The organism is Helicobacter marmotae (genome assembly GCF_003364255.1).
GTDB lineage: Bacteria > Campylobacterota > Campylobacteria > Campylobacterales > Helicobacteraceae > Helicobacter_C > Helicobacter_C marmotae.
This window is the reverse complement of record NZ_NXLR01000001.1, coordinates 183535-209803: the sequence shown is the minus strand read 5'-3', so window position 1 is coordinate 209803 and position 26269 is coordinate 183535. Positions and strand designations below refer to the sequence as shown.

The 26269-nt window shown below is 41.3% G+C and carries 26 protein-coding genes; 4 read left to right on the top strand and 22 right to left on the bottom strand.

Annotation, left to right across the window (positions count from 1 at the left end; all coding sequences use genetic code 11):
* Window positions 1-7 precede the first annotated feature (7 nt).
* A complete protein-coding gene (locus tag CQA63_RS00965) occupies window positions 8-1432 on the bottom strand; it encodes a mannose-1-phosphate guanylyltransferase/mannose-6-phosphate isomerase (RefSeq protein ID WP_104699156.1) in 1425 nt (474 codons plus the stop codon).
* Window positions 1429-2076 carry a phosphoserine phosphatase SerB gene (gene serB / locus CQA63_RS00960; protein ID WP_104699157.1) on the bottom strand — a complete coding sequence of 216 codons (648 nt, stop codon included), beginning with the start codon at window positions 2074-2076 and terminating at the stop codon, window positions 1429-1431. The genes CQA63_RS00965 and serB overlap by 4 nt, the downstream gene beginning before the upstream one ends.
* Before the next feature lie 78 nt (window positions 2077-2154).
* Between serB and CQA63_RS00955 the strand changes: the two genes are divergently transcribed.
* On the top strand, window positions 2155-2949 hold the full coding sequence (locus CQA63_RS00955) for a methylenetetrahydrofolate reductase (RefSeq protein WP_104699158.1): 795 nt from the start codon (window positions 2155-2157) through the stop codon (window positions 2947-2949).
* A 212-nt stretch (window positions 2950-3161) separates the two neighbouring features.
* On the opposite strand, the gene CQA63_RS09365 is transcribed toward CQA63_RS00955, so the two are convergent.
* The 4 genes from CQA63_RS09365 to ispG all read right to left on the bottom strand — a co-directional run bounded on the left by CQA63_RS09365 (window position 3162) and on the right by ispG (window position 7395).
* Window positions 3162-3338, bottom strand: a complete 177-nt coding sequence (locus CQA63_RS09365) for a hypothetical protein (protein ID WP_158655422.1) — start codon at window positions 3336-3338, stop codon at window positions 3162-3164.
* Window positions 3339-3469: 131 nt separating this feature from the next.
* Complete coding sequence (locus CQA63_RS00950; RefSeq protein ID WP_244916252.1) at window positions 3470-5065, bottom strand: phosphoethanolamine transferase; 1596 nt, start codon at window positions 5063-5065, stop codon at window positions 3470-3472.
* Complete coding sequence (locus tag CQA63_RS00945) at window positions 5032-6282, bottom strand: glutamate-5-semialdehyde dehydrogenase (protein WP_104699160.1); 1251 nt, start codon at window positions 6280-6282, stop codon at window positions 5032-5034. The genes CQA63_RS00950 and CQA63_RS00945 overlap by 34 nt, the downstream gene beginning before the upstream one ends.
* Before the next feature lie 12 nt (window positions 6283-6294).
* A complete protein-coding gene (gene ispG / locus CQA63_RS00940) occupies window positions 6295-7395 on the bottom strand; it encodes a flavodoxin-dependent (E)-4-hydroxy-3-methylbut-2-enyl-diphosphate synthase (RefSeq protein WP_411710099.1) in 1101 nt (366 codons plus the stop codon).
* A 54-nt stretch (window positions 7396-7449) separates the two neighbouring features.
* On the opposite strand from ispG, the gene hypA reads away from it, so the two are divergent.
* Genes hypA through lpxB form a run of 3 tightly spaced genes read left to right on the top strand, consistent with a single transcriptional unit; the run spans window position 7450 to window position 9354 of the window.
* Window positions 7450-7809, top strand: a complete 360-nt coding sequence (hypA, locus tag CQA63_RS00935; protein ID WP_104699162.1) for a hydrogenase/urease nickel incorporation protein HypA — start codon at window positions 7450-7452, stop codon at window positions 7807-7809.
* A gap of 26 nt (window positions 7810-7835) precedes the next feature.
* The gene (locus tag CQA63_RS00930; RefSeq protein ID WP_104699163.1) at window positions 7836-8225 is read left to right on the top strand and encodes a hypothetical protein; all 390 of its coding nucleotides are present in this window, start codon (window positions 7836-7838) and stop codon (window positions 8223-8225) included.
* A gap of 1 nt (window position 8226) precedes the next feature.
* Window positions 8227-9354, top strand: coding sequence for a lipid-A-disaccharide synthase (gene lpxB, locus CQA63_RS00925; protein WP_104699276.1), 1128 nt, complete (start codon window positions 8227-8229; stop codon window positions 9352-9354).
* A gap of 369 nt (window positions 9355-9723) precedes the next feature.
* Here the strand turns inward: lpxB and alaS are convergent, their stop codons facing one another.
* The 16 genes from alaS to CQA63_RS00845 all read right to left on the bottom strand — a co-directional run bounded on the left by alaS (window position 9724) and on the right by CQA63_RS00845 (window position 26260).
* On the bottom strand, window positions 9724-12366 hold the full coding sequence (alaS, locus tag CQA63_RS00920) for an alanine--tRNA ligase (protein WP_104699164.1): 2643 nt from the start codon (window positions 12364-12366) through the stop codon (window positions 9724-9726).
* A gap of 10 nt (window positions 12367-12376) precedes the next feature.
* A complete protein-coding gene (locus CQA63_RS00915) occupies window positions 12377-12979 on the bottom strand; it encodes a phosphatase PAP2 family protein (protein ID WP_199770667.1) in 603 nt (200 codons plus the stop codon).
* A gap of 89 nt (window positions 12980-13068) precedes the next feature.
* Entirely contained in the window at window positions 13069-14013 is a 945-nt protein-coding gene (pdxA, locus tag CQA63_RS00910; protein WP_104699165.1) for a 4-hydroxythreonine-4-phosphate dehydrogenase, read from the bottom strand.
* Window positions 14001-14798, bottom strand: a complete 798-nt coding sequence (locus CQA63_RS00905; protein ID WP_104699278.1) for a pyridoxine 5'-phosphate synthase — start codon at window positions 14796-14798, stop codon at window positions 14001-14003. Before CQA63_RS00905 ends, pdxA begins: the two co-directional genes overlap by 13 nt.
* 15 nt (window positions 14799-14813) lie before the next feature.
* Window positions 14814-15296, bottom strand: a complete 483-nt coding sequence (gene ilvN / locus CQA63_RS00900; RefSeq protein WP_104699166.1) for an acetolactate synthase small subunit — start codon at window positions 15294-15296, stop codon at window positions 14814-14816.
* Between the two features lie 10 nt (window positions 15297-15306).
* The gene (locus CQA63_RS00895) at window positions 15307-17004 is read right to left on the bottom strand and encodes an acetolactate synthase large subunit (protein ID WP_104699167.1); all 1698 of its coding nucleotides are present in this window, start codon (window positions 17002-17004) and stop codon (window positions 15307-15309) included.
* Window positions 17005-17307: 303 nt separating this feature from the next.
* Window positions 17308-17439 (bottom strand): hypothetical protein, encoded by a 132-nt coding sequence (locus tag CQA63_RS10305; RefSeq protein ID WP_280524182.1) that lies wholly within the window; start codon window positions 17437-17439, stop codon window positions 17308-17310.
* A 38-nt stretch (window positions 17440-17477) separates the two neighbouring features.
* Window positions 17478-17867, bottom strand: coding sequence for a hypothetical protein (locus CQA63_RS00885; protein WP_147288704.1), 390 nt, complete (start codon window positions 17865-17867; stop codon window positions 17478-17480).
* Window positions 17842-19518 (bottom strand): AAA family ATPase, encoded by a 1677-nt coding sequence (locus CQA63_RS00880; protein WP_104699170.1) that lies wholly within the window; start codon window positions 19516-19518, stop codon window positions 17842-17844. Before CQA63_RS00880 ends, CQA63_RS00885 begins: the two co-directional genes overlap by 26 nt.
* Window positions 19505-20773 carry a tRNA (N(6)-L-threonylcarbamoyladenosine(37)-C(2))-methylthiotransferase MtaB gene (gene mtaB, locus CQA63_RS00875; RefSeq protein WP_104699171.1) on the bottom strand — a complete coding sequence of 423 codons (1269 nt, stop codon included), beginning with the start codon at window positions 20771-20773 and terminating at the stop codon, window positions 19505-19507. The genes CQA63_RS00880 and mtaB overlap by 14 nt, the downstream gene beginning before the upstream one ends.
* On the bottom strand, window positions 20770-22344 hold the full coding sequence (locus tag CQA63_RS00870; protein WP_104699172.1) for a mechanosensitive ion channel domain-containing protein: 1575 nt from the start codon (window positions 22342-22344) through the stop codon (window positions 20770-20772). Before CQA63_RS00870 ends, mtaB begins: the two co-directional genes overlap by 4 nt.
* Window positions 22334-23389 carry a 3-dehydroquinate synthase gene (aroB, locus tag CQA63_RS00865; RefSeq protein WP_104699173.1) on the bottom strand — a complete coding sequence of 352 codons (1056 nt, stop codon included), beginning with the start codon at window positions 23387-23389 and terminating at the stop codon, window positions 22334-22336. Before aroB ends, CQA63_RS00870 begins: the two co-directional genes overlap by 11 nt.
* A gap of 3 nt (window positions 23390-23392) precedes the next feature.
* Window positions 23393-24832, bottom strand: a complete 1440-nt coding sequence (locus tag CQA63_RS00860) for a COG3400 family protein (RefSeq protein WP_104699174.1) — start codon at window positions 24830-24832, stop codon at window positions 23393-23395.
* 58 nt (window positions 24833-24890) lie between these two features.
* Entirely contained in the window at window positions 24891-25574 is a 684-nt protein-coding gene (locus CQA63_RS00855; protein ID WP_104699175.1) for an MqnA/MqnD/SBP family protein, read from the bottom strand.
* Window positions 25575-25583: 9 nt separating this feature from the next.
* Complete coding sequence (locus CQA63_RS00850) at window positions 25584-25841, bottom strand: HP0495 family protein (protein WP_104699176.1); 258 nt, start codon at window positions 25839-25841, stop codon at window positions 25584-25586.
* Between the two features lie 2 nt (window positions 25842-25843).
* Window positions 25844-26260, bottom strand: a complete 417-nt coding sequence (locus CQA63_RS00845; protein WP_104699177.1) for an acyl-CoA thioesterase — start codon at window positions 26258-26260, stop codon at window positions 25844-25846.
* Between the last annotated feature and the right edge of the window lie 9 nt (window positions 26261-26269).

Here is a 26269-nt window from a genome sequence, read left to right as displayed (position 1 = left end):
GCTCGCTCTAGCAACGTTGATAGTCATCACTTAAGCGCACAATGTCATCTTCTCCCAAATACTCGCCCATTTGCACTTCTATAAGCACAAGGGGCAGCACACCCGGATTCTCAAGGCGATGTACTTCCCCCATAGGGATATAGGTTGATTCATTTGCTTTTAAAAAGCTCTTATGCTCCCCTATGGTTACATAAGCTGAACCGCTTACAACAATCCAATGCTCATTGCGATGATAATGTTTCTGCAGACTTAGCCTACCCTTAGGCTTAACAACAATTTGCTTAATTTTATAATTTTGAGATTCTAAAAGCACGCAGTAGCTCCCCCAAGGTCTATGCGCACTTCTGTGTACTTGCGTGAGCTCAGGGTGAGAGTCTTTAAGCATACAGACAATATCCCTAATAGCCTGCGAATGCCCCTTTTTAGCAATAAGCAGGCAATCGCTCTCATCAATAACCATTAAATCATCTACCCCAATAGCAGCCACAAGCTTATTAGAGATGATGAAATTATTACTACAATCCTTGCTTACAAATTCATTCTTACTTGCATTATTTGCACTATCTTTGGGGTATTGTTTGCTTAGAGATTCAAAGCTCCCTATATCATCCCATTCAAACTCCCCGCACACACAGGCTACCTTTTGACTTTTCTCCATAAGGGCATAATCAATGCTAATATTTGGCAGATGCGCACTCATTGCTTTGTCTAAGCGGATAAAATGCGAGCCTTTACTCTCTTTAGAAGCTTCTAGAGTGAGCTTGCAAGATTCATATACATCGGGGGCATGGGTTTTAAGTTCTTTTAAAAACACCTCCGCACGGAAGCAAAACATACCGCTATTCCATAGATAATGCCCATCTGCAAGATAAGCCTTCGCATCTTCTAGTGAGGGCTTTTCCACAAATTGCTCTACGATATTATCCTTTGCCTTAATGTAGCCATATCCCGTATGGGGAGAAGTAGGCATTATGCCAAATGTAACCAAAAACCCCTTATTGGCTAAAGCAATGGCTTCTTCAATGGCTTTTTGATACATAGGCATATTTTTCACAAGATGATCGCTTGGTAAAGCGAGTATTATATCATCTTCAATTCTATTTAAACAAAAGGCTTCATACACGCTCAAAGCGGCGATACTTAAAGCTGGGGCGGTGTTTTTACTTAAAGATTCTAAAATAAAATCCTCTAAAGTTATGCCGCATTTATGGGCTTGCTCTTGGGCGATAAAATAGTGATTGTCATTGGTGATGATTTGAAATTGCCCATTATGGGCTTGAAGCAAAAATTCGTTTCGCAAAAGCGTTTCTTGGAAAAGTGAATGCCCCATATCTTCTTTTGGCAAGAGAGAGACAAACTGCTTGGGAAAAAGCTCGCGAGAGAGCGGGAAAAGCCTTGTGCCCGAGCCACCGCATAAAATACTAATAGTCATTTACTCTCCTTACAAAGGGGGATATTTAAGGCTTTGGGGATTTCCTCTAAATCTTGCTTATCAATGATGATATTTGCCTCTGCCTTAAGCACATCTTTAGCACAAAAGGCTATGCGCACATCAGCATAAGCAAACATACTTCTATCATTTGCCCCATCGCCTATCACAATAGTATTTTCTCGCCCTATGGAGAGGAGATTCTGTAATTGCCTAAGGAGGCAGCCCTTAGAATCAGCAAACATCATCTCGCCCCCCACTTCGCCTGTAAGGATAGAATCTTTATGGTGCAAGATATTGGCAAAGCTCGCATCAAGCCCTAAATGTTTGGCAAAATAATCTGTAGCGATATGAAAGCCCCCGCTAAAGCACACTACCTTATAGCCTTGATTTTTAAACGCCCTAACGCAAGCAAGTGCCCCATCATTTAGTGGCAAAGAATGGGCAATCTCTAAGGCTTTGCTATATGCTAATCCCTTAAGGAGGCTTACGCGTTTTTTAAGACTTTCATAAAAGTCAAGTTCTCCGCTCATCGCCCTATGAGTGATAGCTGCGACTTCATCGCTTACATTATGGGCTTTGGCGAGTATGTCGATTGTCTCTCCATTCATTAAAGTCGAATCAAAATCAAACACAACAAGTTTCATTGAGATTATCCTTATACTTGCAAAAAATGCTTAAGATTATAGCATGTAGGCTTAAAACTAGCATTAAGAGGAGAGGGTATGTTTGGGATTGAATTCTTACCAAGGAGCTTGCATGAGGATAAAACAACAATCCAACTCATGCGAGAGGGAGCATTAGCATATCTTAAAAAACAGGTAGATTTTATCCTCATTCCAACAAACCCAAGACAAGTCCCCAGTGTAGATTCACTCCTAGCCTCCTATGCCTTAAAGCAAGCCATAGATGATATAAGCTTTATACCCACGCTAAGCGGTGCGCATTATGTCGGGCAAAGCGGTGTAGAGCAATTCTACGCCCAGCTCCTAGCCCTTAGATATGCAAACTTCAAGCACATAGCGATTATTGGCGGAGAGAGGCACAATCAAGAGAGTATGACAAGTAAGGCGATGATTCACGCAATCAGGCAAGAGCTAGGAGAGGAGATATATATTATCAGTGGAAGCGGGAGTTTAGAAGATAATATAGGCAAAGCAAAACTGCAAGAAAAGCTCCAAGCAGGGGTAAATGCTATCATCACTCAACCGCTTTTTGAAGCAAAAACGGCAAAGGCATTTTTAAAAACCTTTAGAGATATTACACATACCGGAGGTTATGAGGTGCAAGTGTTTCTTGGTGTATTTGGGATTTTTCATATCAAAAGTGCATTAAGCATTAATGAGGCAAACTTGGGCTTTAAAATACCTCAAAGCTATATAGAATCTATGGGTTTAAATCAAGCAAAACAAAGCTATGAGAGATTATGGCAGGATATGCAGCAAGTCGCTAAAGAATATCAAGCCTCACTCTATCTCTCCACACCAAAGCATAATGATTTGAGGGCGTATGGGGGCTAAATCTCCTGCCTTAAGGAGGATAAAGTTAAAGTGAGGATATGTTTTACTGGATATATTGTCAAGTTTTTGGGTGAAGCTTGAATGGTCTCTAAAAATTACCAACGATTCTCCATTTTTGTTATGTTTAGAGTCCTCACAGAGGGCGAAGAATCTTCTCTCTTATCCACTGAACTCTCTTCACAAAACTAGTGAATCTCAATCCTATTGTCATTCTAAACCCCTGCAAGGGGTGAAGAATCTCTTTTAGCGACTAGTGACTCGGGCAGAGATTCTTCGCAATGCTTAGAATGACAAACTAATTTCCTTTGCAAGGTAATTTTGTCTTGCGGGTTGGACTTGTTGTCATGTCTTAGGCTTTGCAAAAGCCGAAGAATCTCTGCAAGAATCACTAGTCGCACTTTTTGGTTATCTAAGAGAGAGTCGTTAGTATATAAGGGAGATTCTTCGCCTGCTATGCAGGCACTAGAGCTGAGAGTTTGGAGGGAGATTCTTTAGTATGTGAGAGAAAAGTCTTAAGGCATTAATGCCCATCTTGTAAATCATTAGAAAATATATCTAAACGCGGATTATATACTTTGCTTTGCACATCAAAATACCCTAGCAAAGAGCTAAAGATAAAATCATGCGAGAAATGATAGTCCTTTCTTGCTTTTGCTACTCTCATAAGCTCTCCATCATTGCTATAAAATAAAAGTGGCACATGGGTTTGCTCTTTAGGTGCAAGGAAGTAAGGCATAGCATGTAAATATATGCCATTTTCCCCCAAGCTCTCCCCATGGTCGCTTATATAGAGCAAAGAAGCTCTAAACCCAACTTTATCCTCTAGCATTTTGATAAGCTGGGCTATCACATAATCACTATAAGCAATAGTATTGTCATAGGTATTTACAAGTTGCTCTTTTGTGCATTTTTGGAGTTCGTTTGTATCGCAAGTAGGGGTGAAAAGCCTAAATTCATCGGGGTATCGTTTATAATACGTTGGTCCATGAGAGCCCTGCAAATGCACCACAATAATCTCATCTCCTAGAGAATCTCTCAATGCTGCCTCTATATCCCTTAGCATAGCTCCATCATAATCTGCATTAAACATCTCTACAGATGCTATACGTTTGCACACACCTTGACAGCCCCCAGAGTTGTTTCCAAACCACTGCACCTTGACACCTACCTTTTGCAAAATATCAAGTGCGTTTTCTTTAAACTCGCTATTTTTATACGCACTTCGTGTGGAGGCTGAAAACATACAGGGCAAACTCACTGCTGTAGAAGTCCCGCATGAGCTTACATTATTAAAAAACACCACCCCCAAATCTCGCGTATAAACATTTGTATCATTTTCACTTGCCCTCTCCCCCTCAAAGAGTGAGAAGTTCGCCGCCCTTGCTGTCTCACCAAGCACAAGGATAAGAAGCCTTTTGTCTTTGTGGGATTCCATGAGGGCATCAGGGGCGACAATCTCCAACGGAGGCTTGATAAAAGTGTGGGATTTAACGAGTTTGACTAAAGATTTGATTTGATAAAAAGGCGTGGTGTAGTATTCACTCTGATAATAATGTCTAAAAAATGGCACAAAAAACTGCGTTTGTGGGACAAAGATAAGAAGCAACAAAACCCAGCCCAAGATAAAAGCAAGAATGCGTGTAAGCAAAGCGCGTTTAATGCCTTTAGGCGCATAAATAATGCGCACCTTAGCCACAAATAAGCAAGGCAAGATTCCCAAAAAAAGCACAAAAAGTATAAATTTCACATTTAAAAGCTCGCTTACTTCTTTGCTATCGGTTTTTAGCGCGTTTTCTAGCATGGTTTGGTCGATTATCACCCCATAGGCATTCATAAAATACGCACTCACACAAGCAATAAGGATAAAAATTATCATAAAAAGCTTACTCAAATAAGGCACAAGCAACACGCACAAAATCACAAACAACAGCAAAAACACCATAGGCACAAAGGCAATATGCTGCCATAAAGTCGCGCTACTATCAACACTTGCATAAATGAAGCAAAGAAGATTAAAATTTAAAACACTCAGAAAAGCTGCGCTTAGTAGAGTAAAACTCAGCCATGAAAGTTTAAGGTTTTTCATTCTCTCACCTGTCCATTGCCCCGCACGCAATACTTATAGCTGCAGAGTGATTCTAGCCCCATAGGACCTCTTGCGTGGAGTTTAGAAGTAGAGATTCCCACTTCCGCACCAAAGCCAAACTCTCCTCCATCGCTAAAACGTGTCGAGGCATTGACATACACGCACGCCGCATCTACTTCGTTTAAAAACCGCTCTTGTATATCTGTGTTTTGAGCGATGATAGATTCTGAATGAGCCGAGCCATAGCGCGCAATATGCGCTAAAGCCTCATCTATCCCGCTTACGATTTTAAGATTAATGATTTTATCGCCCCATTCGCGCTCAAAATCTGCTAAACCATCGCTTACATTGCCAAAGAGATGTAAAAGCTCTTCATTTTCAAACATTACTTTTATATTGTGCTGATGAAGAGATTCTATAAGCGTGGGGAGGAAGGTTTGTGCTAAAGCCTCATCTATAAGCACGCATTCACAGGCATTACATGCCGCAGGGTAGCTAAGTTTGGCATTAAGGACTACTTGAGTAGCCATAGGTAAAAATGCGCTTTTATGGATATAGGTATGGCATACGCCTTTATCATGCTTGATAATAGGAATACGTGAATGCTCTTTTACAAAATGTATAAGCCCCTCTCCTCCCCGTGGTATCAGCAAATCCACATATTTATCCATTTTGACAAACTCCGTTATTGCCTCGCGTGAAGTGTCTTCTATCATACATATACATTCTTTAGGGAGATTGCAAGCTATGAGGGCACTCTGCAACGCACCAAAAATCGCTCTATTAGAATGATAGGCTTCTTTACCGCCCTTTAAGATACAGGCATTACCGCTTTTAAAGCATAAACTTGCCACATCGCTTGTAACATTTGGGCGAGATTCATAAATCACGCCAATTACCCCTAGAGGGACGCTTATTTGTGTGATCTCAAGCCCTGCTTTTGTAGTCCATTTGTTTTTGATTTTGCCCAAAACATCGGGGAGCTCCGCGACTTCTTCTATAGCTTTTGCTAGAGTTAAGACCTTTTGCGTATTCAACTCAAGGCGCTTTTGCATAGCTATGGGCAGAGATTGGGCATTCTCTAAATCTTGCTTGTTTGCCTCACATATAGCAGCCTCTTGTGCCCTTATATGTTCTGCCATAGCATAGAGTGCGCTCTTTCGCACCTCTTCATCGCTTTTTGCAAGCAGGGCGGCAGCATTTTTAGCAGATTGGAGCATGGGGAGGAGTGTATCGTGTATTGACATAATCTCCCTCCTTTAAGATTGTGTGCTCTCTTCTCTTAAGCGCGCTAAATCCTCTACCTCGCTGATAAATCGCTCTAAAAGCGCGTCTTCTTTGAGTTTGCAAACAATCTTGCCTTCTTTAATAATCAAGCCATCTCTATTGCCAAAGGCAATGGCAATATCTGCGTGCTTTGCCTCACCTAAAGCATTCACCGCACAGCCCATTACGCTAATTTGCAAGGGGGTTTTAATATGCTTTGTGCGAGATTCTACTGCTTGCACCATTTTGACTAAGTTTGCCTCTATGCGCCCACAAGTAGGGCAAGATACGATACTCACGCCGCTTTTTTGCCGATGAGAATATTGCAAAATCATACGCGCGACTTTAACTTCCTCTTCAAGCTCCCCTGTGATAGATACTCTCATCGTATCGCCTATGCCCTCCATAAGCAGCCCGCCTAATGCCATTGCGCTTTTTATCATCGAGTGAGGCAAAGTCCCTGCTTCTGTTACACCCAAATGAAAGGGGTAATCCACCAAAGGACGCAGCATTCTATAGGCTTCCATAGTGCGGGGGACATCACTTGCTTTCAGCGAGACCTTAATATCGCTAAAGCCAAAATCTTCTAAAAGCTTGATATTGTAGAGGGCAGATTCCACCATTCCCTTAGGGGTAGGACCATATTTTTGATCAAATTGCTTCTCTAAACTCCCGCCATTTACGCCAATGCGGATAGGAATCCCCCTTTGCTTGCAAGCATCTGCTACCGCTTTGATTCTATCTTTTGTGCCGATATTGCCCGGATTAATGCGGATAGCATCTACGCTTTCACTTGCAATGAGGGCAAATTTATGGCGGAAGTGAATATCAGCAATTAAAGGCAAGGGAGAGACTGCTTTAAGTGCCTTTAGTGCATCGGCGTCCTTTTGCTCACTTACAGCCACGCGCACCATATCTGCCCCAGCAAAATATAATCTATCAAGTTGAGCTTTTGTAGCTTCTATATCATGGGTTTTGCTAAAAGTCATACTTTGCACGCTAATGGGTGCATCGCCCCCCACAGGGACATTTCCTACAAAAATTTGTTTTGTTTTTACTCTTTGTACCATTGAAACCTCTGTGATTTTTCGCATATTTTAGCACTTCTTAGGTAAAATTCTAGCCAAATCTCTCCCCAAAGGTTTCCCATGCACGAATACTCTATTGTCGCCCAACTCATTGATATGTGCCAATCTCATGCCTTGCAACATAAAGCTAGCAGCATAGCCAAAGTGCGTATTGCCATTGGGGAGAGAAGCGGGGTAGATGAGGCGCTTATAAAAAGTGCGTTTGAAAGCTTTAGATTAGAATCTCCGCTTTGTCAAAATGCACAGCTAGAGATAGAATATCAGGAAGTGGCGCTATATTGTGAGGATTGCGGGCATAATTTTAGCGCTAAAGATCGCATATATAGCATTTGCCCATTGTGTCAAAGCAATAAAGTTACCATAACACAGGGCAAGGAACTTCATTTGCTCTCCTTAGAGCTTGATGTACAAGCCCCTTAATGCCAATTTAATTGATAAGGATTCCCATGCAAGATAAACCACTCGCTCAAAAACTTGACGAAAAGGTCTTTGAAAAGCTCCTTAAATACAATCCTCAAACGCAGAATCTCTGGGATATTGTAGGGTTTTTTGAACACGAGAGGGCGAAGCTGAGATTAGAAGTCGCTCAATACCATGAAGAAATTAAGCAATCTCAAGCAACGCTTAAAACCCTAAGGGAGGAGATTAAAAAGGCTCAAAATGCGCTTAAAGATTTAAAAAGCAATAAATATGCCTTAAACGATTCTCCGCAGCATAATGCCCTTAAAGCACAAATTACCGAGCTTGAATTAGAAAACTCTAAATTACTTGTGGAATTAAGGGATTTAAAAAGTGAATACAAGCTTGCGCAGAGAGAAGCATTACAAAAGCCTTAATATGCAAAACCCCAAAAACACGAAAAAACTTTTTATTAGCGCATGTGAGCCAAGTGCGAATTTGCATTTAAAATACCTCTCTCAAAGGCTTGATAAATCCTTGCATATTTGTGGGGTATTTGACCCAACAATTTTTAGCGACTTCCCCCATGCAAAGCCCTTATTTAGCCTAAAAGACTTTGCTGTTATGGGGTTTTTTGATGTGTTTAAAAAACTCATCTTTTTTAAAAAAGCCATTGCTAAAGCCAGCGCGCAGGCAAAAGGGTGTGATATTGCCTTGCTTATGGATAGCTCAAGCTTTAATATCCCTATAGCCAAGGCTTTAAGGGCAAATGGGGCTAAGGTGAAGATTGTGTATTATATTTTGCCTCAAGTGTGGGCGTGGAAATCATGGCGAGCCAAGCAAATAGCAGAAGTTTGCGATTATCTTTGCGCGATTTTACCCTTTGAGCTAAGTATGTACCCTAAAGGCGATAAGACACAATATGTGGGACACCCCTTGCTTGATGAAATCTCACTCAAAGCTAAGCCCACACCTTTAAGGGGGGGCAAGATAGCCTTTATGCCCGGGAGCAGAAAAGGGGAGATTCAAAAGATTTTCCCTATTTTTGTGGAAGTGAGTAAAAAGCTAGCAAATCCTAAAATCCTTATCTTGCCTGAGCATTTTAAAAGCCTGAGTGCGCAGGAGTTAGAGCAAATATATGGAGAGGCTTTGAAGGACTTTAGCCTTAGCTTTGATGCTAATGGGGCTTTAATGGATAGTGCCTTTGCCTTTGTGTGTTCAGGCACTGCCACTTTGCAAGCTACACTTATAGGCACGCCTCTAGTGCTTGGCTATAAAACTCGCATTATTGATGTAGCCATTGCACGTATCTTTGTTAAGTTAAAGCACATAGGGCTTGCTAATATTCTCTACAATGCCCTCCATAGCGGGAGTCCTCGCAATGGGGAGAGGCAAATCCACCCAGAATTCATCCAAAGCCAACTTCATGTAGAAAATCTCTTGCAAGCCTATTGCAACACCGATGTGCAAAAGTTTTTTGCCCAATGTTTGGAGCTAAGGGCTTATCTTAAGCATGGCAGCATAGAGGCAGTAAGTGGGCTTATAGAGAGACTTTTAAGAGAGTAGTGTGTGAGTTAAGCTTGTAAGCGAAGGCTGAAACTGACAAACTTGGCTATCTCACAAGGAAAATTCATACATAAGAAATTCAATCACCTACAAGGGAAATGAGTTTGCCATATCTTCACCCCTGAAAAGGGGTGAAGATACTCTATTTGATTTACTAGAGACTCTCTTAAGTTGTCATTCTGAAGAATCTCTAAGAGAATCACTGCTCGCCTACAGAGATTCTTTGCCTCTTTGCATAGGCGAAGATATAACAAAGCAGCAAGCTGCTAGTATTTCTTGTAAATTTTTTAAGCTAGCTATGACAAAGGCTAAATAGTAGCAATAATCTCCCAAATTAGCTCACAAAGCTTTCAATAACGCTTTTACACATTACTGCAATATTTCTTTTGCCATATCTTTAGCCAAATTCAGGGCTTGTGGTATTTTCTCCCTATCTTTTCCCCCTGCAGTGGCAAAGTCATCTCTCCCCCCGCCATTGCCTCCTAAGACTTGTGCTACTGCTTTCACCCAAGCTCCTGCCTTAAGTGGAGCATTTTTAACCCCTGCAGCAATAGAGACCTTATCTTCAATGCAAGCAAGGAGCAAGATAGCTACGCGTTCATTTTCATTCTTTGCCCTATCGACCATTTCTTTTAGCTCATTTGCACTCATTTCCTTACACTCTAGCACAATCAACTTACAGCCATTAATGTCTTTAGAATCAAGGCTTTTAATACTCTCTTTTGCCTTGCCAAGCTTACCTTTAAACTCACTTATTTGTGCCTTTAGCTTAGCAACACCTTGTGCAATATCTTGCGTTTTAAGCTCATTTTTTAATGCCTTAATCGCCTCTAGCGCACTTTTACCATATATATAAGCTGCCTCTCCACATACTGCCTCAATGCGCCGCACACCGCTACTTACGCCACTCTCCTTAGTAATGTAGAAACTTCCAATTTCAGCAGTATTTTTTACATGTATTCCGCCGCAAAGCTCAATAGACTCCCCAAAGCTTATCACCCGCACATTTGCTCCATATTTCTCGCCAAAAAGAGCCATAGCCCCCTTTGCTTTGGCTTCCTTTATGCTCATATTCTCACATATCTGGCTATTATGGGAGCTAATTTGTGCATTGACAAGTCGCTCAACCTCAGCTAATTCATCCTCACTCAACGCACTTGGGTGAGAGAAATCAAAGCGCAGGCGATGTGGTTCCACCAAACTTCCTGCTTGTGCTATATGCCTGCCTAAAACCTTGCGCAGGGCAAAATGCAATAAATGCGTAGCGGAGTGATGTTTAGCAATTTCAAAGCGAGAGCGATCCACTTGTGCTACAAGCATATCATTTTGGCTAAGAGGCTTTAAAGCCTTAATGTGGGAGATATTAAGCCCGAAGTATTTTTGCGTATCAAGCACAAGCGCGCTATTACCCCCATCCTTTGCGCCATTTTTAAAAAGCACTCCCTTATCGCCAATAGGTCCTCCCGATTCGGGATAAAATGGCGTTTTATCCAGCATAAGCCAGCCTTGCTCACCTGCTTTTAGCTCATTTACACGTCCAAAGTTTTCATCAAGCAATGCAAGGATTTTACACTCTGCACACTCACACTCATACCCTATAAATACATTTTCGCCAAATTCACTAAGCAGTGCATGGAAGTCGCCCTCCTTTGTTACATCGCCACTTCCCTTCCAGCTTGCTTTTGCCTTTTTTTTCTGCTCTTGCATACATAATTCAAAGCCATCTATATCTACGCCAATATCATACTCTCTTAGCATATCTTGGGTTAAATCCAGTGGGAAGCCATAAGTATCATAAAGTTTAAATGCCACTGCTCCGCTAAAGGCATCTTTACCCTTAATTTTGCTAAGCTCATCTTTAAATACATTCATACCATTTTCAATGGTTTCAAAAAACCGCTCTTCCTCCCGCCTGCATTGCTTGCTAATGGCTTCTTTGGCACTCTTTAGATATTCATAATGTCCCCCCATGCACTCACACAATGTAGGAATAAGCTGATATAAAAATGGCTCTCTTAAGCCCAAAAGATAGCCATGTCGCAATGCCCTGCGTAAGATTCTGCGCAGTACATAGCCCCGCCCCTCTCTATCAAAATTCACTCCTTGCGCGAGCAGAAACCCTACACTTCTTATATGGTCTGCTATCACGCGAAAGCTTGATTGAATGCTTTTTAACTCTTGGATTTTGGCAGATTCAAAACCCATTTTATTATCATAAAGTACATCATCATGGTAATACTTTTTGCCTGTGATTTGCTCGATTTTATCCATTAATGGTGCAAAAAGCGAGGTATCAAAGTTGTTTATCTTCCCCTCTAAAAGGGCTATCACGCGCTCTAAGCCCATACCTGTATCAATACTAGGTTTGGGCAATGGCGTGCGCACCCCGTCTTTTTGCTCATATTGCATAAAGACAAGATTCCATATTTCTAAGAATCTATCTCCCTCTCCGCCAAAATAATCTTCACTTGAGTGAAAATACTGCTCACCTTGATCCACATAAATCTCACTGCAAGGTCCGCAAGGTCCGCTATCGCCCATTTGCCAGAAATTATCCTTATCGCCCATTCTTTGGATACGCGAAGATTCTATATGCTCACACCATAATGTATATGCCTCATCATCGCTCTCATGGATTGTTACATATAGCCGCGATTTATCAAAGCCCAGCACTTCTGTTACAAACTCCCACGCATAGGCAATCGCCTCCTTTTTGAAATAATCCCCAAAGCTAAAATTTCCTAGCATTTCAAAAAGCGTGTGATGACGCGCGGTATAGCCGACATTTTCTAAATCATTATGCTTGCCTCCTGCGCGTATGCACAGCTGTGAGCTTGTAGCACGAGGGGGAGAGGGGATAGGGACTTTCCCTGTGAAAATATCCTTAAATTGCACCATGCCTGCATTGGCAAAAAGCAAACTTGCATCATCTGGCACTAAGGGCATAGAATCATATACCTTATGCCCCCTTTTCTCAAAGAAATCCAAATATAATTTGCGAATATCTTCCATACTCTCCCCTTTAAAACCTATGTACAAAGCTTAGGCTAAGTCTCATTCCGCCCCATTCATCGCTGCCAACATCAGGTAAAAGTAATGTATTTGAAGTGGTGGGGTTGTATTTACTTGTAGCAATCCATGAAATCCCCCACGCAAGCAAGCTCCCCACGCTTACCTGTAAAAGTGAGTGTTTCTTAGCCTCAACCCTTGAAGCAGCAGTAAGTATAGCAAGCACACCTACAGGAACAGCAGGCTTCCACCCATAGCGGTAATACACATAGCCCGCTGCGCTAAAAGCTCCTGCTGCATGCCCACTGGGCATACCTTGATAATTATCACAACAAGGACGTTTGGCAAAGCTCACTTTGCTTCCATTATCATGCGCAGTGCTAAAGCCCCACTTCAGCCCCTCTACCACTGCTTGAGTGCCCAAAGTCCCTAAAGCCAGCTGCCCCACGCCCTCATAGTCTTCCATAGCAAGTGAGATGACCATGACATATAAGGGTAAAAACCGAAAAGCATCGCCAAATTGTTCAAATTGATTTTCTCTCCCAGCATACGCAGAGCTACAAACACAGAGAGACAAAAAGCATGCCAAAAAACCTTGGGCAAACATATTTCTCATATTTATCCTTAGCATTGTGAAATACATATAAGATTCTATCCTTAAAAGCCTGCCTTAAAGCTTAGAATTTATGCTTTGAATGTGCATATTTAGCAGTTTATGTGCTTAGAGTTTATGTGCGTGATAGCATAATGCAGGGCATTTAAGTAGCTTTGAATGCTAAGATTCCCACCTTTATATGCCTTATCAAATGCCACGCCATGATCTACTGAAGTGCGCAAAATAGGGAGATTAAGGCTTACATTAATACTTTGCTCAAAATAGAGTGCCTTGAGTGGGGCTAAACCCACATCATGATACATACTGACATAATATGCAAATTTGCTTCGATTAAAGGGAGAGAATGCGCTATCTGGCGGATATGGTCCCAAAAAAAGCTCTTTGTTTAATATGTGATTTGCCTCTTTTATAGCTTGCCTTATTACTTCATCTTCATCACCCATAATGCCCCCATCTCCACAATGTGGATTCAGCCCAAGTACGCAGCAAGGCTGCTTTAAATCTAGCGCCCTAGCAAAATCAAGTAAAAATCCCACAAGACGCACCCTATCAATCCTTTGAGCGACTTCTCTAAGGGCGATATGGTCAGTAAAAAGTGCGACAAAGAGCTCCTTACAACCTAACATCATAATGGCTTCTTTTTCAAAATATGATGAAAGCGCGTCTGTATGCCCCACAAATTTCACTCCCGCTTCTTGCCAAGCCTTTTTATGGATAGGCAAAGTTACTAGGGCTGCAGTCTCTGCATTTTGCGTAAGCTTTAGGGCTTGCATAAAGCTTTTATAGCTATAATCCCCGCTTTTAGCACTCACGCAACCGGGTTCAATAAGATTATCCCCTTGATATTCAAAATCCCCTACACATTGCATATCCAAGGCTAAAGGGAGGTTGAGTAATTGGCTTGCTTGATATAAAACTTCTTTATGCACACAATAGAGGGGCTGACAATATTTGCTCACCTCCTTATGTGCCCTTATGGCTATCTCTAAACCTATGCCATTTACATCACCAATGCTAATGGCTATTTTAGGCACATTGCCTCCCTCATTTGTATAATCGCCCGCTCCAAGCCCACAAACACCGCACGCGCGATAATACTATGCCCGATATTGAGCTCTGTGATATGCGGGATAGAGGCTATTTGTGCGACATTTTGATAGTTTAGCCCATGCCCAGCAAAGCATTTTAGTGAGCGTGTATCTATGCTAGAAGTTGCCAAATTCGCACATTCTCTCAGCTCCATTAGGCATTTTTCAATCTCTTTTACCTGCTCTTGCAAGGGGAGATTCATATCCTTAATGCAGCGGTGCGTGCGCGAGAGATTGCTATATGCCATAAGGCAGAGATTCGCATATCTCCCTGTATGGAGTTCTACCGCATCTGCTCCAAGCTCCCGTGCAAGGAATATAGACTCCTTTTTTGGGTCAATAAAAAGCGCACTTGCTATGCCTGCAGATTCAAAGGCTTTGAGCGTATCGCGGATAGAATCATAATGCGATTCTATATCTAAGCCCCCTTCGGTGGTAACTTCTTCACGCTTTTCAGGCACAAGCGTAATGCGCTGGGGCTTTAGGGCACAGAGATAATCTATAATCTTTTCATCAAGGGCAGATTCGATATTTACAGGTAATGGGCTTGATTGTACAATACGCTTGACATCACTATCATGGATATGTCGCTTATCCTCGCGCAAATGCAAGGTAATCTGTCCTGCTCCTGCATTTTTTGCTATAAAAACCGCTTCAAGCGGGTCTGGCTCATATATCGCCCTTGCCTCGCGCAAAGTGGCAATATGGTCTATATTTACGCCTAATGTTATAGCCATTTTTACTCCTTATCTCTCCATAGCAATCACGCCACTTCGCACAATTTCTTTGGGGTTAAATACCTTTATAGCGGCGATAAACTGCTCAATCGCTTGAGGTCTATCTGTGGCAATTACAATAATATATTTCTCATTGGCATTCACAATCTTACCATTGTAAGTTTTGCAAAGTGTCTCTATATCGGCAAGTCGCTCATTTAGGGGGATTTTCACAAGTACTGCTTCTTTTTGCACTAAATCATCGCTTGAAATCACACTCACTACCGGGATAAGCTTATGTAATTGCTTGATAATTTGCTCAATAACCACTTCTGAACCTTGCGTAACAATGCTTATACGCGAGAGGTTAGTGTTGGGGATAGGGGCTGTTGTGAGCGATTCGATATTATATCCCCTTGCTGAAAATAACCCCGAAATCCGAGCTAAAACACTATGCTCATTAATAACATTCACACAAATAGTTTTTTTAAATGCTTTTGTTTTTGATTCCATTTTGCTTCCTTTACTCGGCTTGTTTATGCGAGAGTATCATTTCATGCAATGCCCCTCCGCTTGGCACCATAGGCAAAACATCTTCAAACCTATCAATCATCACTTCAATAAAAGCCACTTTTTGAGAATCTATCGCTTTTTGCAAAGCGGGGCTAAATTCATCTTTATGCTCCACTCTAAATCCCACCCCACCAAAAGATTCTATCAATTTAATAAAATCTGGCTGCGCACTTAAATCCACATGCGAGAAGCGATTTTGATAAAAAAAGCTCTGCCATTGCCTCACCATACCGAGATAATTATTATTTAAAATCACGCTAATAATGGGGATATTATACGCCACGCATGTCATAAGCTCTTGTATATTCATTAATATAGAGCCATCGCCTGTGATATTAATAATAATCTTATCTTGGCTTGCAAGCTTTGCCCCAAGTGCTGCAGGTAGCCCATAGCCCATTGTACCAAGCCCCCCACTGCTCAAAAACTGCCGCGGGAAGCTAAAGGGATAAAATTGCGCTGCCCACATTTGATGCTGCCCCACATCTGTAGTAATAATAGCCCTATCCCCTAAATGCTCCCCAAGCTTTTGGATAATCCATTGGGGTTTGATTGAATCTGCGCTATCCTCATAGCTTAAAGGGTGCTGCTTTGAGAGTGTTTGTAAATGCTCTCTCCATGCTTGAGTATGGGTAGGGTCATAAGATTTGAGTTCAAGGCTCATATCTGCTAAAACATGCTTTAAATCCCCAACTATAGGGTAATCCACACTCACGATTTTACCAATAGAGCTCGGATCAACATCAATATGTGCAATCTTTGCATATTTGGCAAATTCACTAAGTTTGCCCGTTACCCTATCATCAAAGCGCGCACCCAAACATATAAGTAAATCACACTCACTCACCGCCATATTTGCCCCATAACTTCCATGCATACCAAGCATTCCAAGCAAATGCTTATCATCATGGGCTAGCACGCCTAAACCAAGCAAAGTCTCCACGCATGGGATTCCTGTGTGAGAAACAAGCTCTCTGATACTTTGGCTCGCATTAGAGAGTATCGCCCCCCCGCCAATATACAATAAAGGCTTTTGAGAGCGCATAATCGCCTCACATAGCTTTTTAATTTGACGCGGATTGCCCTTAATAGTGGGCTTATAACTTTGCAAACTAATAGAATCTGGATACTCAAAGCTCCCTAAAGTCCCTGAAATATCCTTAGGAATATCCACCAGCACAGGACCAGCCCTCCCGCTTCTTGCGATATAGAATGCTTCTTTTAAGATTCTAGGGAGTTCAGCAATGTCGCGCACTAAAAAATTATGCTTCGTGCAAGGACGGGAAATCCCCACCGCATCAATTTCTTGAAACGCATCGGTTCCTATTTGCGTGATAGGCACTTGCCCGCTAATAACCACCAGCGGGATAGAATCTGTATAAGCTGTAGCAATGCCTGTAATGGCATTTGTAAAGCCCGGACCAGAAGTGATAATCGCCACGCCCACTTCACCGCTTGCCCTCGCATAGCCATCAGCAGCATGCACCGCACCTTGCTCATGCCGCGCTAAGATATGGTTAAAATATTGTTGTTTATAAATTTCATCATAAATGTGTAAAACCGCACCGCCCGGATAGCCAAATACCACCTTGACACCCTCTAAGTGCAAGGCTTCAATAACCATTTGCGCGCCTGTAAGTTGCTTCATTAAAACCCCTTATTGCTCTATTGTTGTTGCATAAAGGCTAAATAATATCCAATTTTGCTTAAATCAAAATGATGATTTGTCCAAATTTGCAGATTCTGAGATTTGAAATTTATTAATTTGATGTCTTGGTTTGCAAAAAGTGAATTTTTGCAAACGCCCTCAAAGATTGACTAAAGCTTGCGCCTTTGGCTTATCATCAAGTCGTTTTTTCTAAGGGCTTGATTATGAAATGCCAAAGCACCTTGCGGGGGGTACTCAATTTGATTTAATGTCTTGCTCGCGGGAATAAATCCCGCTTCGCGCCTAAAGCGCCTTTCGGGGGGCACTATTTTTGACTTTTCTACCCTTTTGGGTGGTTTTGGTTTTTCGCCTGTGTGGTAAGGTGGTAAGTTTGTCATTCTGAGCCTTTAGGCGAAGAATCTCTAAAGGAATCACTAGTCGCACTTTTTGGCAATTCTTAGGGTAGCTTCAAGCTAAAATGCACTTTTATCCATAAAAGCAACATCTTTATAATAGCGCAGCACAGCAAAAGGGCGTAAAGATTCTATAATTGCTTGAGCGTGATTATCTTTTGAGCCAATATAAATATCAATGCTCACACCGCAAGCGCATAAAAATGCTATATCCTCTAGAGATTCTAAAATATCCTCACAAGGAGCGATTAAAATAAGTTTTTGCAATCGCTTGTGATTGGCTAAAAGTGCTAATGCCCTAGCTAAAGCCGCCTTTGTGCCACAAAGTGAAATTCCCTCCCAAAATCCACCATTGCCAAAGCCCACAAGCACATAAGGATTATGTATATATGGAGCAATTTCTGCCTTTAGAATTGCCCTAATATCATATGCGCTCATGTACGCTTTCATAAAGCTCTTTAATCTCCTCCTTGCTTAAGCGCTCCCTTTCTAATAAAGCACGAGAAATATGCAAAAGCACGGCTTTAGAATTGCTAATAAAATCCTGCATTTCTCTTTTTGCTTCCTCTAAAATAGCCGCTATATCGCTACTATCGCTTAAAAACCGCCCGCTCATACCATAATGCTCACACATCTCTCTAGCTATCTCTAATGCTAGGGCTATATCATCTTTAGCATTGCTAAAAGTCTGCCCATAAACGCAATACACGGCTATATTGCCGCTGAGGGCGACTTTAATCTTTGCCATAAGCTCTTGCTTGCTTACAAGCTCCTTATCTACCTGCCTAAAGCTCTCACTCACAAGGGCAATTTTGTCAAAATCTACATCAAGCCAATATGCACTCAATGCCTTTGCCCCTTGATAAAGAGCCAAAATCTCCTTTTCTTTCTCACTTAAAGAGAGGGTTTTCTTTTTGCCTATAAGGACTTTATCTTTTGTGGCTAAAATATCTTCTCTTTGTATCACATTTGATTTGCGCCTGAGTGCATTTAGCGCACTTTCATTCACAAGTGCTGCCAAAGCCGCCCCGCTAAAGCCCACGCATAATTTAGCGATTTCTTGTATATCTAGCTCATGCTTTTTGCCCATTAAATAAAGCTCTAAAATACGTTCCCTCTCTTGCAAATTGGGGAGTTCTACATAGATTCTCCTATCAAAGCGCCCACTTCGTAAAAGTGCTTCATCAAGCACCTCCATTTTATTAGTCGCTGCGATGACTATCACCCCGCTAGAATCTTCAAAACCATCCATCTCGGTTAAAAGTTGATTAAGTGTAGCTTCACGCTCATCACTGCGAGTGTTACCGCGTGCTTTCCCCACAGCATCAATCTCATCGATAAAAATAATGCTCGGAGCCCTAGCCTTTGCTTTACTAAAAAGCTCTCTCACCCTCTTTGCTCCCATACCTACATACACTTGCACAAAGCTTGAACCACTTTGATAAAAAAACGGCACACCCGCTTCACCAGCCACTGCCTTAGCAATCATCGTTTTCCCTACACCCGGAGGTCCTACCAAAAGCACGCCCTTAGGCAAGGCTATGCCCAAATCTTGATAGCGCTTTGGATTTCTCAAATAATCAATAATCTCTAAAAGCTCTTCTTTGACTTCACTAATGCCCGCCACATCTTTAAAGCGCACAGGACTGCTTATGGGCATATAAGAAGATTCTAAAAGTGGAGCCTCACTCTCACGCACTATATCAGCGGGGGGTTTTGATATTTTAGGAGAGGGTTTAAACAAAAGCAAACGTATAGCTTGAAAAAGCACACTTATACCCAAAAGCACGACGATAATAATCCCTAACTCACTTAAAATATCACCAAAAATATGGCTATTTTTCACACGAATGGGGAAATTATAATTCCACATTTGCGGAGGGAGGGAGTGTATATAGACTTTGTATGATTTATCTTTGAGGGTAAAATACACATACTCATCATCTGCCCTCACGTCATGCACTTCTGCGCTTTTAAAGAGTGCTTGGGCTTCTTTAGCGCTAAGGAGCTGCGTGCTATCGCGGAGTATAAGCACTATACTTAAAACCACCACTACAATGAGGGCAAAAACCCCTACAATAAGGCTTCTAGATGTTGCCATGATTACCCTCTCTTTCTATTTGATACTTGCTAAAACAAAACCACTGCCCCTCTAAATTTGCTTGCTTACTTTGGAAGTGAAAGCGGTTAAAAAACTGATCTAGTCCATTATAAATAAAGCCCTCCTCCCCTGCAACTTTGCTTTCACATAGCACAGATAAGGGCACATAATGCTTCTTTCTAAACTCCCAATTATTATGTGCGATGATGTCTTTAAGTATGTGAAGGCGGGCTTTAGCTACATTACCTGGCACTTGGTTTTTAAGTTTGCTTGATGGCGTGCCATCACGTTTAGAATAAATAAAAGGGTGCAAATGCGTAAGGGGGAATTGCTTAAAGTTCTCTAAAGCCTCTTCCCATACCGCTTCACTCTCCCCGGGGTGTCCTAGTATCAAATCACTTCCCAAGCAAAAGCCCTCTTTAGCAAATGCACTAAATAGCTCTAAATCACTCTCCACGCGATTAGCACGATTCATTAAAGTAAGCATAGTATTGCTTGTGTGCTGCAGGGCGATATGCAAATGCCTCTCTATAATGGGCAACATCAGAGCATCTTTAAGCTCACTATCAATTTGGCTAGGCTCTAAGCTCCCTATACGCAAGCGCTTAATGACCCCAAGTGCGTCTATATCTCTAATCAAATCAGCAAGCTTATAATGCTCTAAATCCACTCCATAGCTTCCTACATTGGTGCCTGTAAGCACTACTTCGCTAATGCCATTTTCGCTTAAATCACATATTTGCTTTAGAATCTTCTCTTTAGGATAAGAGCGCGCCTTACCTCTCACAGAGGGTATCACACAATAACTGCATGCAAAATCACAGCCCTCTTGTATTTTTAAAAACGCTCGAGATTTATTGGCAAATTGAGCGATAAATGTGCTATCGATGTGTTGAGGATTCTCCTCTGGGTAGAAAAATCGCTCTTTTTTGGCTAAAAATTCATCAATAGATTCTTTAAAGCTATGGGCAAATACCCCGTGTGCTAGATTTTGCTTAAATATCTCCTCGCCTCTTGTGCCCACACCACAGCCGGTAAGATAGACCTTTTTATTTAAATGCTGCATTTTATTAAGATAACTCCGCACGCCGCTATCTGCGCCATTAGTAACCGTGCAAGAATTCACAACCACTATATCTGCCTTTGCTTCATCTTCTACACATTCAAAGCGCGCAATATTGCTCTTCATTACCTGCGTATCAAACAAATTGGTGCGACAACCAAAGGTTTTAAAATATACTTTTGCTTTGCTCAACTCATATCCTTATCTATACTTGCTGCCCCTAGCACAGCCTTACTTTCTGTTGGCTTTTCTTCTCCACCTAAGCCATCTGCACCCGTTACGACCTTGCTTGTAGGATAGGCGATATGTATATCATCTTCTTTAAGAATGCGCTCTATAATCTCCCCTGAAATTGTGCTACGCAAAGCAAGTGTAGCATAAGCATTGGTCTGATACCAAAGCGAGATTCTAAACCCATTTGGCTCAATCATACAATAACTGCGCACCTCTAAATTAGGATTACGCAAGGAATATTTATCACGCATACGATGTACTTGCTTGCGCACCATTTCTGTATAGCCTTTAGCATATTTTTTGCCTATATCTGTGGCGATTTTAAGCGCCTTTTTGTAATTACTATCAAAAGTAATGCTAAAATCTATGCCATCCCAGACGGTTTTAAGCCCTCCATGCGTGTAATTAGCAAACATAGTGGTAAAAATATAATTATTAGGGACAAAAATAATGCGACCTGCACGGCGATTTTCCATATAGCTAGTGAGTGTTACATCTTCAAAAAGCGTGATTCTAAGCATAGAAATATCCAACACATCGCCCACATAAATGCTATTATCTTTCACCACTCGCACTCTATCGCCCACATGCACGCTGCCCCCTAAGATAATCACAAACCAGCCCAGCACACTCATAAACAAATCTTTCATCGCAATAGCAAGCCCCGCTGATGCAAACCCCACAATCGCCACGAGATAGGTTACATTCTCCATATAGCTAAAAAGCAAGATAAACACGATAATAGTGATATTTAAGAAGTTAATCACCTTGCTTGCTGTGTAGATTCTATCCGTATCAAGGATATATTTACGCAAAGTGAGTTTAAATAAAAACGCAAGCAAAATCGTAATAAGAATCCCGACCCCTACATAGGCTATCTTTACCACTTGGTTTTTGATTTGATTGGTGAGCTTTGTATGGATATTTTCTGTCTCTTGGGCATAAATATCCATAGAAGTCTCTAAAATCTTTTGCGTGCCAAGAAGCTCTTCGAGCATTCTCTGCGTAGAGGCTATTTCATTGGCTACATCAACAGATTTATCTACATAGCTTAACTCAAGCAAAAGCTCATACTTTTTGCGCACCATATCAAGCAAGGCTTGCAAACTCTCTTGATTGTTTTGGAGCATATCTTGCTGCTCTCTTAGCAATTTCATAAAGGAATACCCACTTAAGATTAAAAATGGATTAGTAATTTCGGGAATATCCTCGATAGTTTTCACTTCTAGGAGCGCCTTATAGGGCTCTTTGGCATAATCTTTAAGGAGATTCTGCTGCCTTTGGAGTGTCTCTATACGATGAGTAAGCGAGCGCGATGGGTTTGGCTGGGACTGAATCTCCTCTTTAAGCGCATTTAGCTCATGGACTATATCATTATAGCTTTGCAAACTCATATAGTGCTTGAGCCATACATTATGGCTTCTTGCAAGCTCTTTGTTAATTTGCTCTATTTGCCCCTTTATGCCATCTTGTGCGATAGTCACATAGACAAAAAAAAGCAAAAAGCAAACAACCCTTTCAATCCTCATTCTTGCCACCCATAGAAGCTAATACCTTTAATACACGCTCTTTAGGTATATCTGAGCAGAGTTTAACCCCACCAATACCATTTGGGAGAACAAACATAATCTTAGAATCTGTGCTTTTTTTATCAAGGTAAAATTTTTCATAAAAATGCTGGGGGTTTTTAAAAGCATAATGCGTGGGTAGATTATATGCTTTAAGCGTATGCTCTATGCTTTGGCATTCATCAAGGGAGAGCATACCTAATTCATAAGATAGGGCATTTGCCATACACATACCTATGCTAACTGCCTCCCCATGCAAGAACTCCTTATATTGCGTGAGATTCTCTATCACGTGAGCAAAAGTATGCCCATAATTGAGTGCTGCGCGGATACCTTGCTCTTTCTCATCAGCATTTACAACTTCTGCCTTTATCTTCACGCTTCTAGCTATGGCTGCACTTAAAGTATCGCTATCTTCAAGCCTAAGGGGGGCTTTTAGCAACTCTTCAAAAAATGCCCTATCAAAACACACCGCCATTTTAATCATCTCTGCCATGCCCGCACCAAACTCTCTAGGAGGGAGTGTAGCAAGCATACTTGGGTCAATATACACTGCCTTTGGTTGATGAAAAAGCCCCACAAGATTCTTGCCAAAAGCATTATTAATACCGCATTTACCGCCCACAGAGGCATCAACTTGTGCTAAAAGTGTAGTGGGGATTTGTATAAAATCAATGCCACGTTGATAAATACCGCTTGCAAACCCCACCATATCGCCTATCACGCCTCCGCCTAAAGCTATCATTAAAGACTTTCTATCTAAATGATGACAAAAGGCACATTCAAGGATATGCTCTATACTTTGCATATTCTTATACTGCTCGCCATCGGGGATAATACACACATAGACTTCTTTAGCGCGGATATGTGCTAAAACCCGCTCTAAATACAGCCCAGCAACTTTAGGATTTGAGACAATAAGCACCTTATGGGGGGATTCTAGAGTAGGGATGGCGCCAATATGAATAGGGTATTGCGCACTTTGGGTTTGAATCTCTATAGTCATACCTTATCCTTTCTGCTTGCCTTGAGAGAGCGGGATAAAAATTTGGGGGTTTTTATTATTCATAGAGGCAATCTTATGCACATCAGTAGAGAAAAATGAAAAAAACTTCGTGCGGGAGATATTGCGCTCAAAAGGCACAAAGCACAAATAAGGGATAAAGCTATCTTGCAGGTATAAAATAGGATTTTTCTCATCAGTTTGTATCGTGTGCATTTGGCATTCAAAAATACGGCTAAGCTCTTCATATCTCTGCACAATTTCATTATGATAGGACGCATCTGTATCATAATCATACACATCAATATGCGTTTGAAGCTGCTTTGATACATCAAACACCACCGAAGCGACATTCTCTGTATTCCCCATATTTTCGCTTAACACCACAAAGCTCTGCTTACATGCCTCAATATGCTCCCAACCTGTCTTTAGTACGGGGATAGATAAGTCATAAAGCACTTTGCGATTTTTAGAAGAGGCGAAAATATCCTGATTGATAATCACCAAACCAAAACGTTTTTGTGAATCTTTAGCGATTTTCTCCCGAAAGCTTGCATTGCTATAATCTACCCTTATTTGGACATTTTTTGATTCTGAAGCCTTTATCATCTCAAGGAATGCAAAATTAGACGGATTAAGGATATGAATAAAAAGTTTGTTGTTTTTAAGATTAGCGTGTAAAAAGAGGGCATCTTGAATGTCATTGTAGATTCTATGCTCATTTGATAATGACATATCCACATAGAGGAAAATATCTCTCCCAAAAGGGGCGGGAAACTGCCCAATATCACTCTTAATGCGCATATACACATCATTTAGCACTTTAGGATTGCCCGCTATAAGCAGGCTATCACTTGGCTGAATCACCAAATGATGCGTGCTTAAAAGCAACTCACCGCGCCGATAAATGCCCACAATACGCCATTTACTTTGCTCTATAGAGCCAATATGCCTATAAGCAAAGATACTCCCACTAGGGATAGCCACTTGCATAATCTCCCCCTGCCCCAAACCAAAGCTACGGGGAATAAGCGGGATATGGGGGAGACGTTCGATAAATTTATTTGCCATGATTTGCTCAAGGCTTAGCACCACCAAATTGCTATCATTTTGCATGGACTTACTTAAGTTTTCTTGCTCAAGGCTTAGGACAATGCGCGTTTTTTTACTCAATGTGCGAAGAAGCTCATAAGTAGCGATGATTTCATTGCTTTCTTCAAGCACGAGAAAGATATTATCAATATCATCACTCATCACCTGCTCCATTCTGAAAGCAGAAGTATAATCAAACTGATGAAATTCAAAGGAGCTTGGGACTTTCTCGGGGATAAAGCACATATCTTTGAGTATGACCACATAATAATCATTGCTAAAATATTTATCCATAATCGTTTGAAGAAAAATGGTTGCAACTCTGCCATTTGCAATGATAAGTGTCTTTTTCACACATTGCCTTTTAAGGGGGATTTAAAGCATTTATTATAACCAAGAAGTAATAAATCTTTCAAAAACGCATAGGCTTTTTAATGCCCTTTAATCGCATTTGCGCATAGAATCTCCTAAGGGCTATCTCTTCCTTTTTCCCCACGCGATAATGGATATGTGCTAAATATCTTAAAATGTCTTTACTTGCTATTTGACTTTCTCTCCCACGCGCCTGCAAGATATAGTAGGGTATCTTTACTCTTTTACGCACAAAAGAGAGGGCGAGATTACGATAAAACATCGCATATTGATTAAAGCACAATCGCCCAAAGCTAAAGCCTAGATGATGCTTCTCCCACCATTTCTCTCCTAAATCAATCCCCACCCCTCCATTGAGTTTATACTTTAAAGCCCTATCGCCAATTAAAATCTCTCCACTGATGCCTAAAATCTTTGCTAAAGCATTAGAAGAGGCTGATTGGTAGTCATCTTTTTGCGCCTTAGGGAGGGCAAGCACGCTCCATACCGCACCTTTAGCGACAATACCCGCACAACTTGCCCGCCTTTTACGCACACTCTCATAGCCTGCAATACTTGAGATAAACCCCGCATCAATGCGGCGGTATAAAAAGTCTTTATTCAATCGTGATGGATAGGACTTTCTCATTTCTAAAAATGCCTTAAAATGTGCAGGGGCTGGATATTTTTTAATAAACACATCAAAGGGGAGTAGGTTTAGGTATTCTATCTTGCCAAAGCGCATACAAGCCCTTTAAAGCACCATTTTAATATGCTCATTTTGGGAGAGTTGTGTAAAAATATGATCTCTCTCCTCTTTGTTTTGCACCTCTAAGCTCACATGCAAGCTCACAAAACGTCCATTTGATGAGCGTTTGCCAAGCTTCATACTATATTCACGTGGCATAATTTCAAATATCAACTCACGCAAAAGGGCTTCATTTGAGCCAATCACACAATACTCCCATTGACAAGGATAATGTATATCTGGTTTTGGTATATCAAGATTCATAACTAGCCTCCTAAAGAGAGCAGAATTTCACGCATATATGGAGGGATTTTACATACTTTAGCGTATTTCACATCTACAAAGGCAAGCACAATATCTGCACTAAAGATAAGCTCTTCACATTGAATCTGTGAGCTTGCATTGTAGATTCTATAAATATCTTGCTTGAGTGATACAGAGGCGCTTTTAGCTTGGCTCAGCACACTACGCACTTCAAGCATATCTCCCAAACGCGCACTTGAGATAAACTCTGCATTCACGCGCTTTAGCACAAAGCCACTTGTATCTAAAAATGGCTGCCTACTCACGCTAAAAAATAGCTCACTGCGCGCACGCTCACAATATTTAAGATAATTGGTATGATACACAATGCCCCCACAATCTGTATCTTCAAAATACACTCTCACCTGATAAATACGCACCCCTACTCC

Excerpts from the sequence above, each read along its gene's own strand:
- alaS (WP_104699164.1), bottom strand. The coding sequence starts at position 12,366 with ATGGAAGATATTCGCAAATTATATTTGGATTTCTTTGAGAAAAGGGGG.
- CQA63_RS00895 (WP_104699167.1), bottom strand. The coding sequence starts at position 17,004 with ATGAAGCAACTTACAGGCGCGCAAATGGTTATTGAAGCCTTGCACTTA.
- CQA63_RS00855 (WP_104699175.1), bottom strand. The coding sequence starts at position 25,574 with ATGCGCTTTGGCAAGATAGAATACCTAAACCTACTCCCCTTTGATGTG.
- lpxB (WP_104699276.1), top strand. The coding sequence starts at position 8,227 with ATGCAAAACCCCAAAAACACGAAAAAACTTTTTATTAGCGCATGTGAG.
- CQA63_RS00945 (WP_104699160.1), bottom strand. The coding sequence starts at position 6,282 with ATGTCAATACACGATACACTCCTCCCCATGCTCCAATCTGCTAAAAAT.
- aroB (WP_104699173.1), bottom strand. The coding sequence starts at position 23,389 with ATGACTATAGAGATTCAAACCCAAAGTGCGCAATACCCTATTCATATT.
- CQA63_RS00885 (WP_147288704.1), bottom strand. The coding sequence starts at position 17,867 with ATGAAAGCGTACATGAGCGCATATGATATTAGGGCAATTCTAAAGGCA.
- CQA63_RS00965 (WP_104699156.1), bottom strand. The coding sequence starts at position 1,432 with ATGACTATTAGTATTTTATGCGGTGGCTCGGGCACAAGGCTTTTCCCG.
- ispG (WP_411710099.1), bottom strand. The coding sequence starts at position 7,395 with ATGCGAAAAATCACAGAGGTTTCAATGGTACAAAGAGTAAAAACAAAA.
- serB (WP_104699157.1), bottom strand. The coding sequence starts at position 2,076 with ATGAAACTTGTTGTGTTTGATTTTGATTCGACTTTAATGAATGGAGAG.
- CQA63_RS00915 (WP_199770667.1), bottom strand. The coding sequence starts at position 12,979 with ATGAGAAATATGTTTGCCCAAGGTTTTTTGGCATGCTTTTTGTCTCTC.
- ilvN (WP_104699166.1), bottom strand. The coding sequence starts at position 15,296 with ATGGAATCAAAAACAAAAGCATTTAAAAAAACTATTTGTGTGAATGTT.
- hypA (WP_104699162.1), top strand. The coding sequence starts at position 7,450 with ATGCACGAATACTCTATTGTCGCCCAACTCATTGATATGTGCCAATCT.
- CQA63_RS00955 (WP_104699158.1), top strand. The coding sequence starts at position 2,155 with ATGTTTGGGATTGAATTCTTACCAAGGAGCTTGCATGAGGATAAAACA.
- CQA63_RS00930 (WP_104699163.1), top strand. The coding sequence starts at position 7,836 with ATGCAAGATAAACCACTCGCTCAAAAACTTGACGAAAAGGTCTTTGAA.
- CQA63_RS00850 (WP_104699176.1), bottom strand. The coding sequence starts at position 25,841 with ATGAATCTTGATATACCAAAACCAGATATACATTATCCTTGTCAATGG.
- CQA63_RS00870 (WP_104699172.1), bottom strand. The coding sequence starts at position 22,344 with ATGAGGATTGAAAGGGTTGTTTGCTTTTTGCTTTTTTTTGTCTATGTG.
- CQA63_RS00880 (WP_104699170.1), bottom strand. The coding sequence starts at position 19,518 with ATGGCAACATCTAGAAGCCTTATTGTAGGGGTTTTTGCCCTCATTGTA.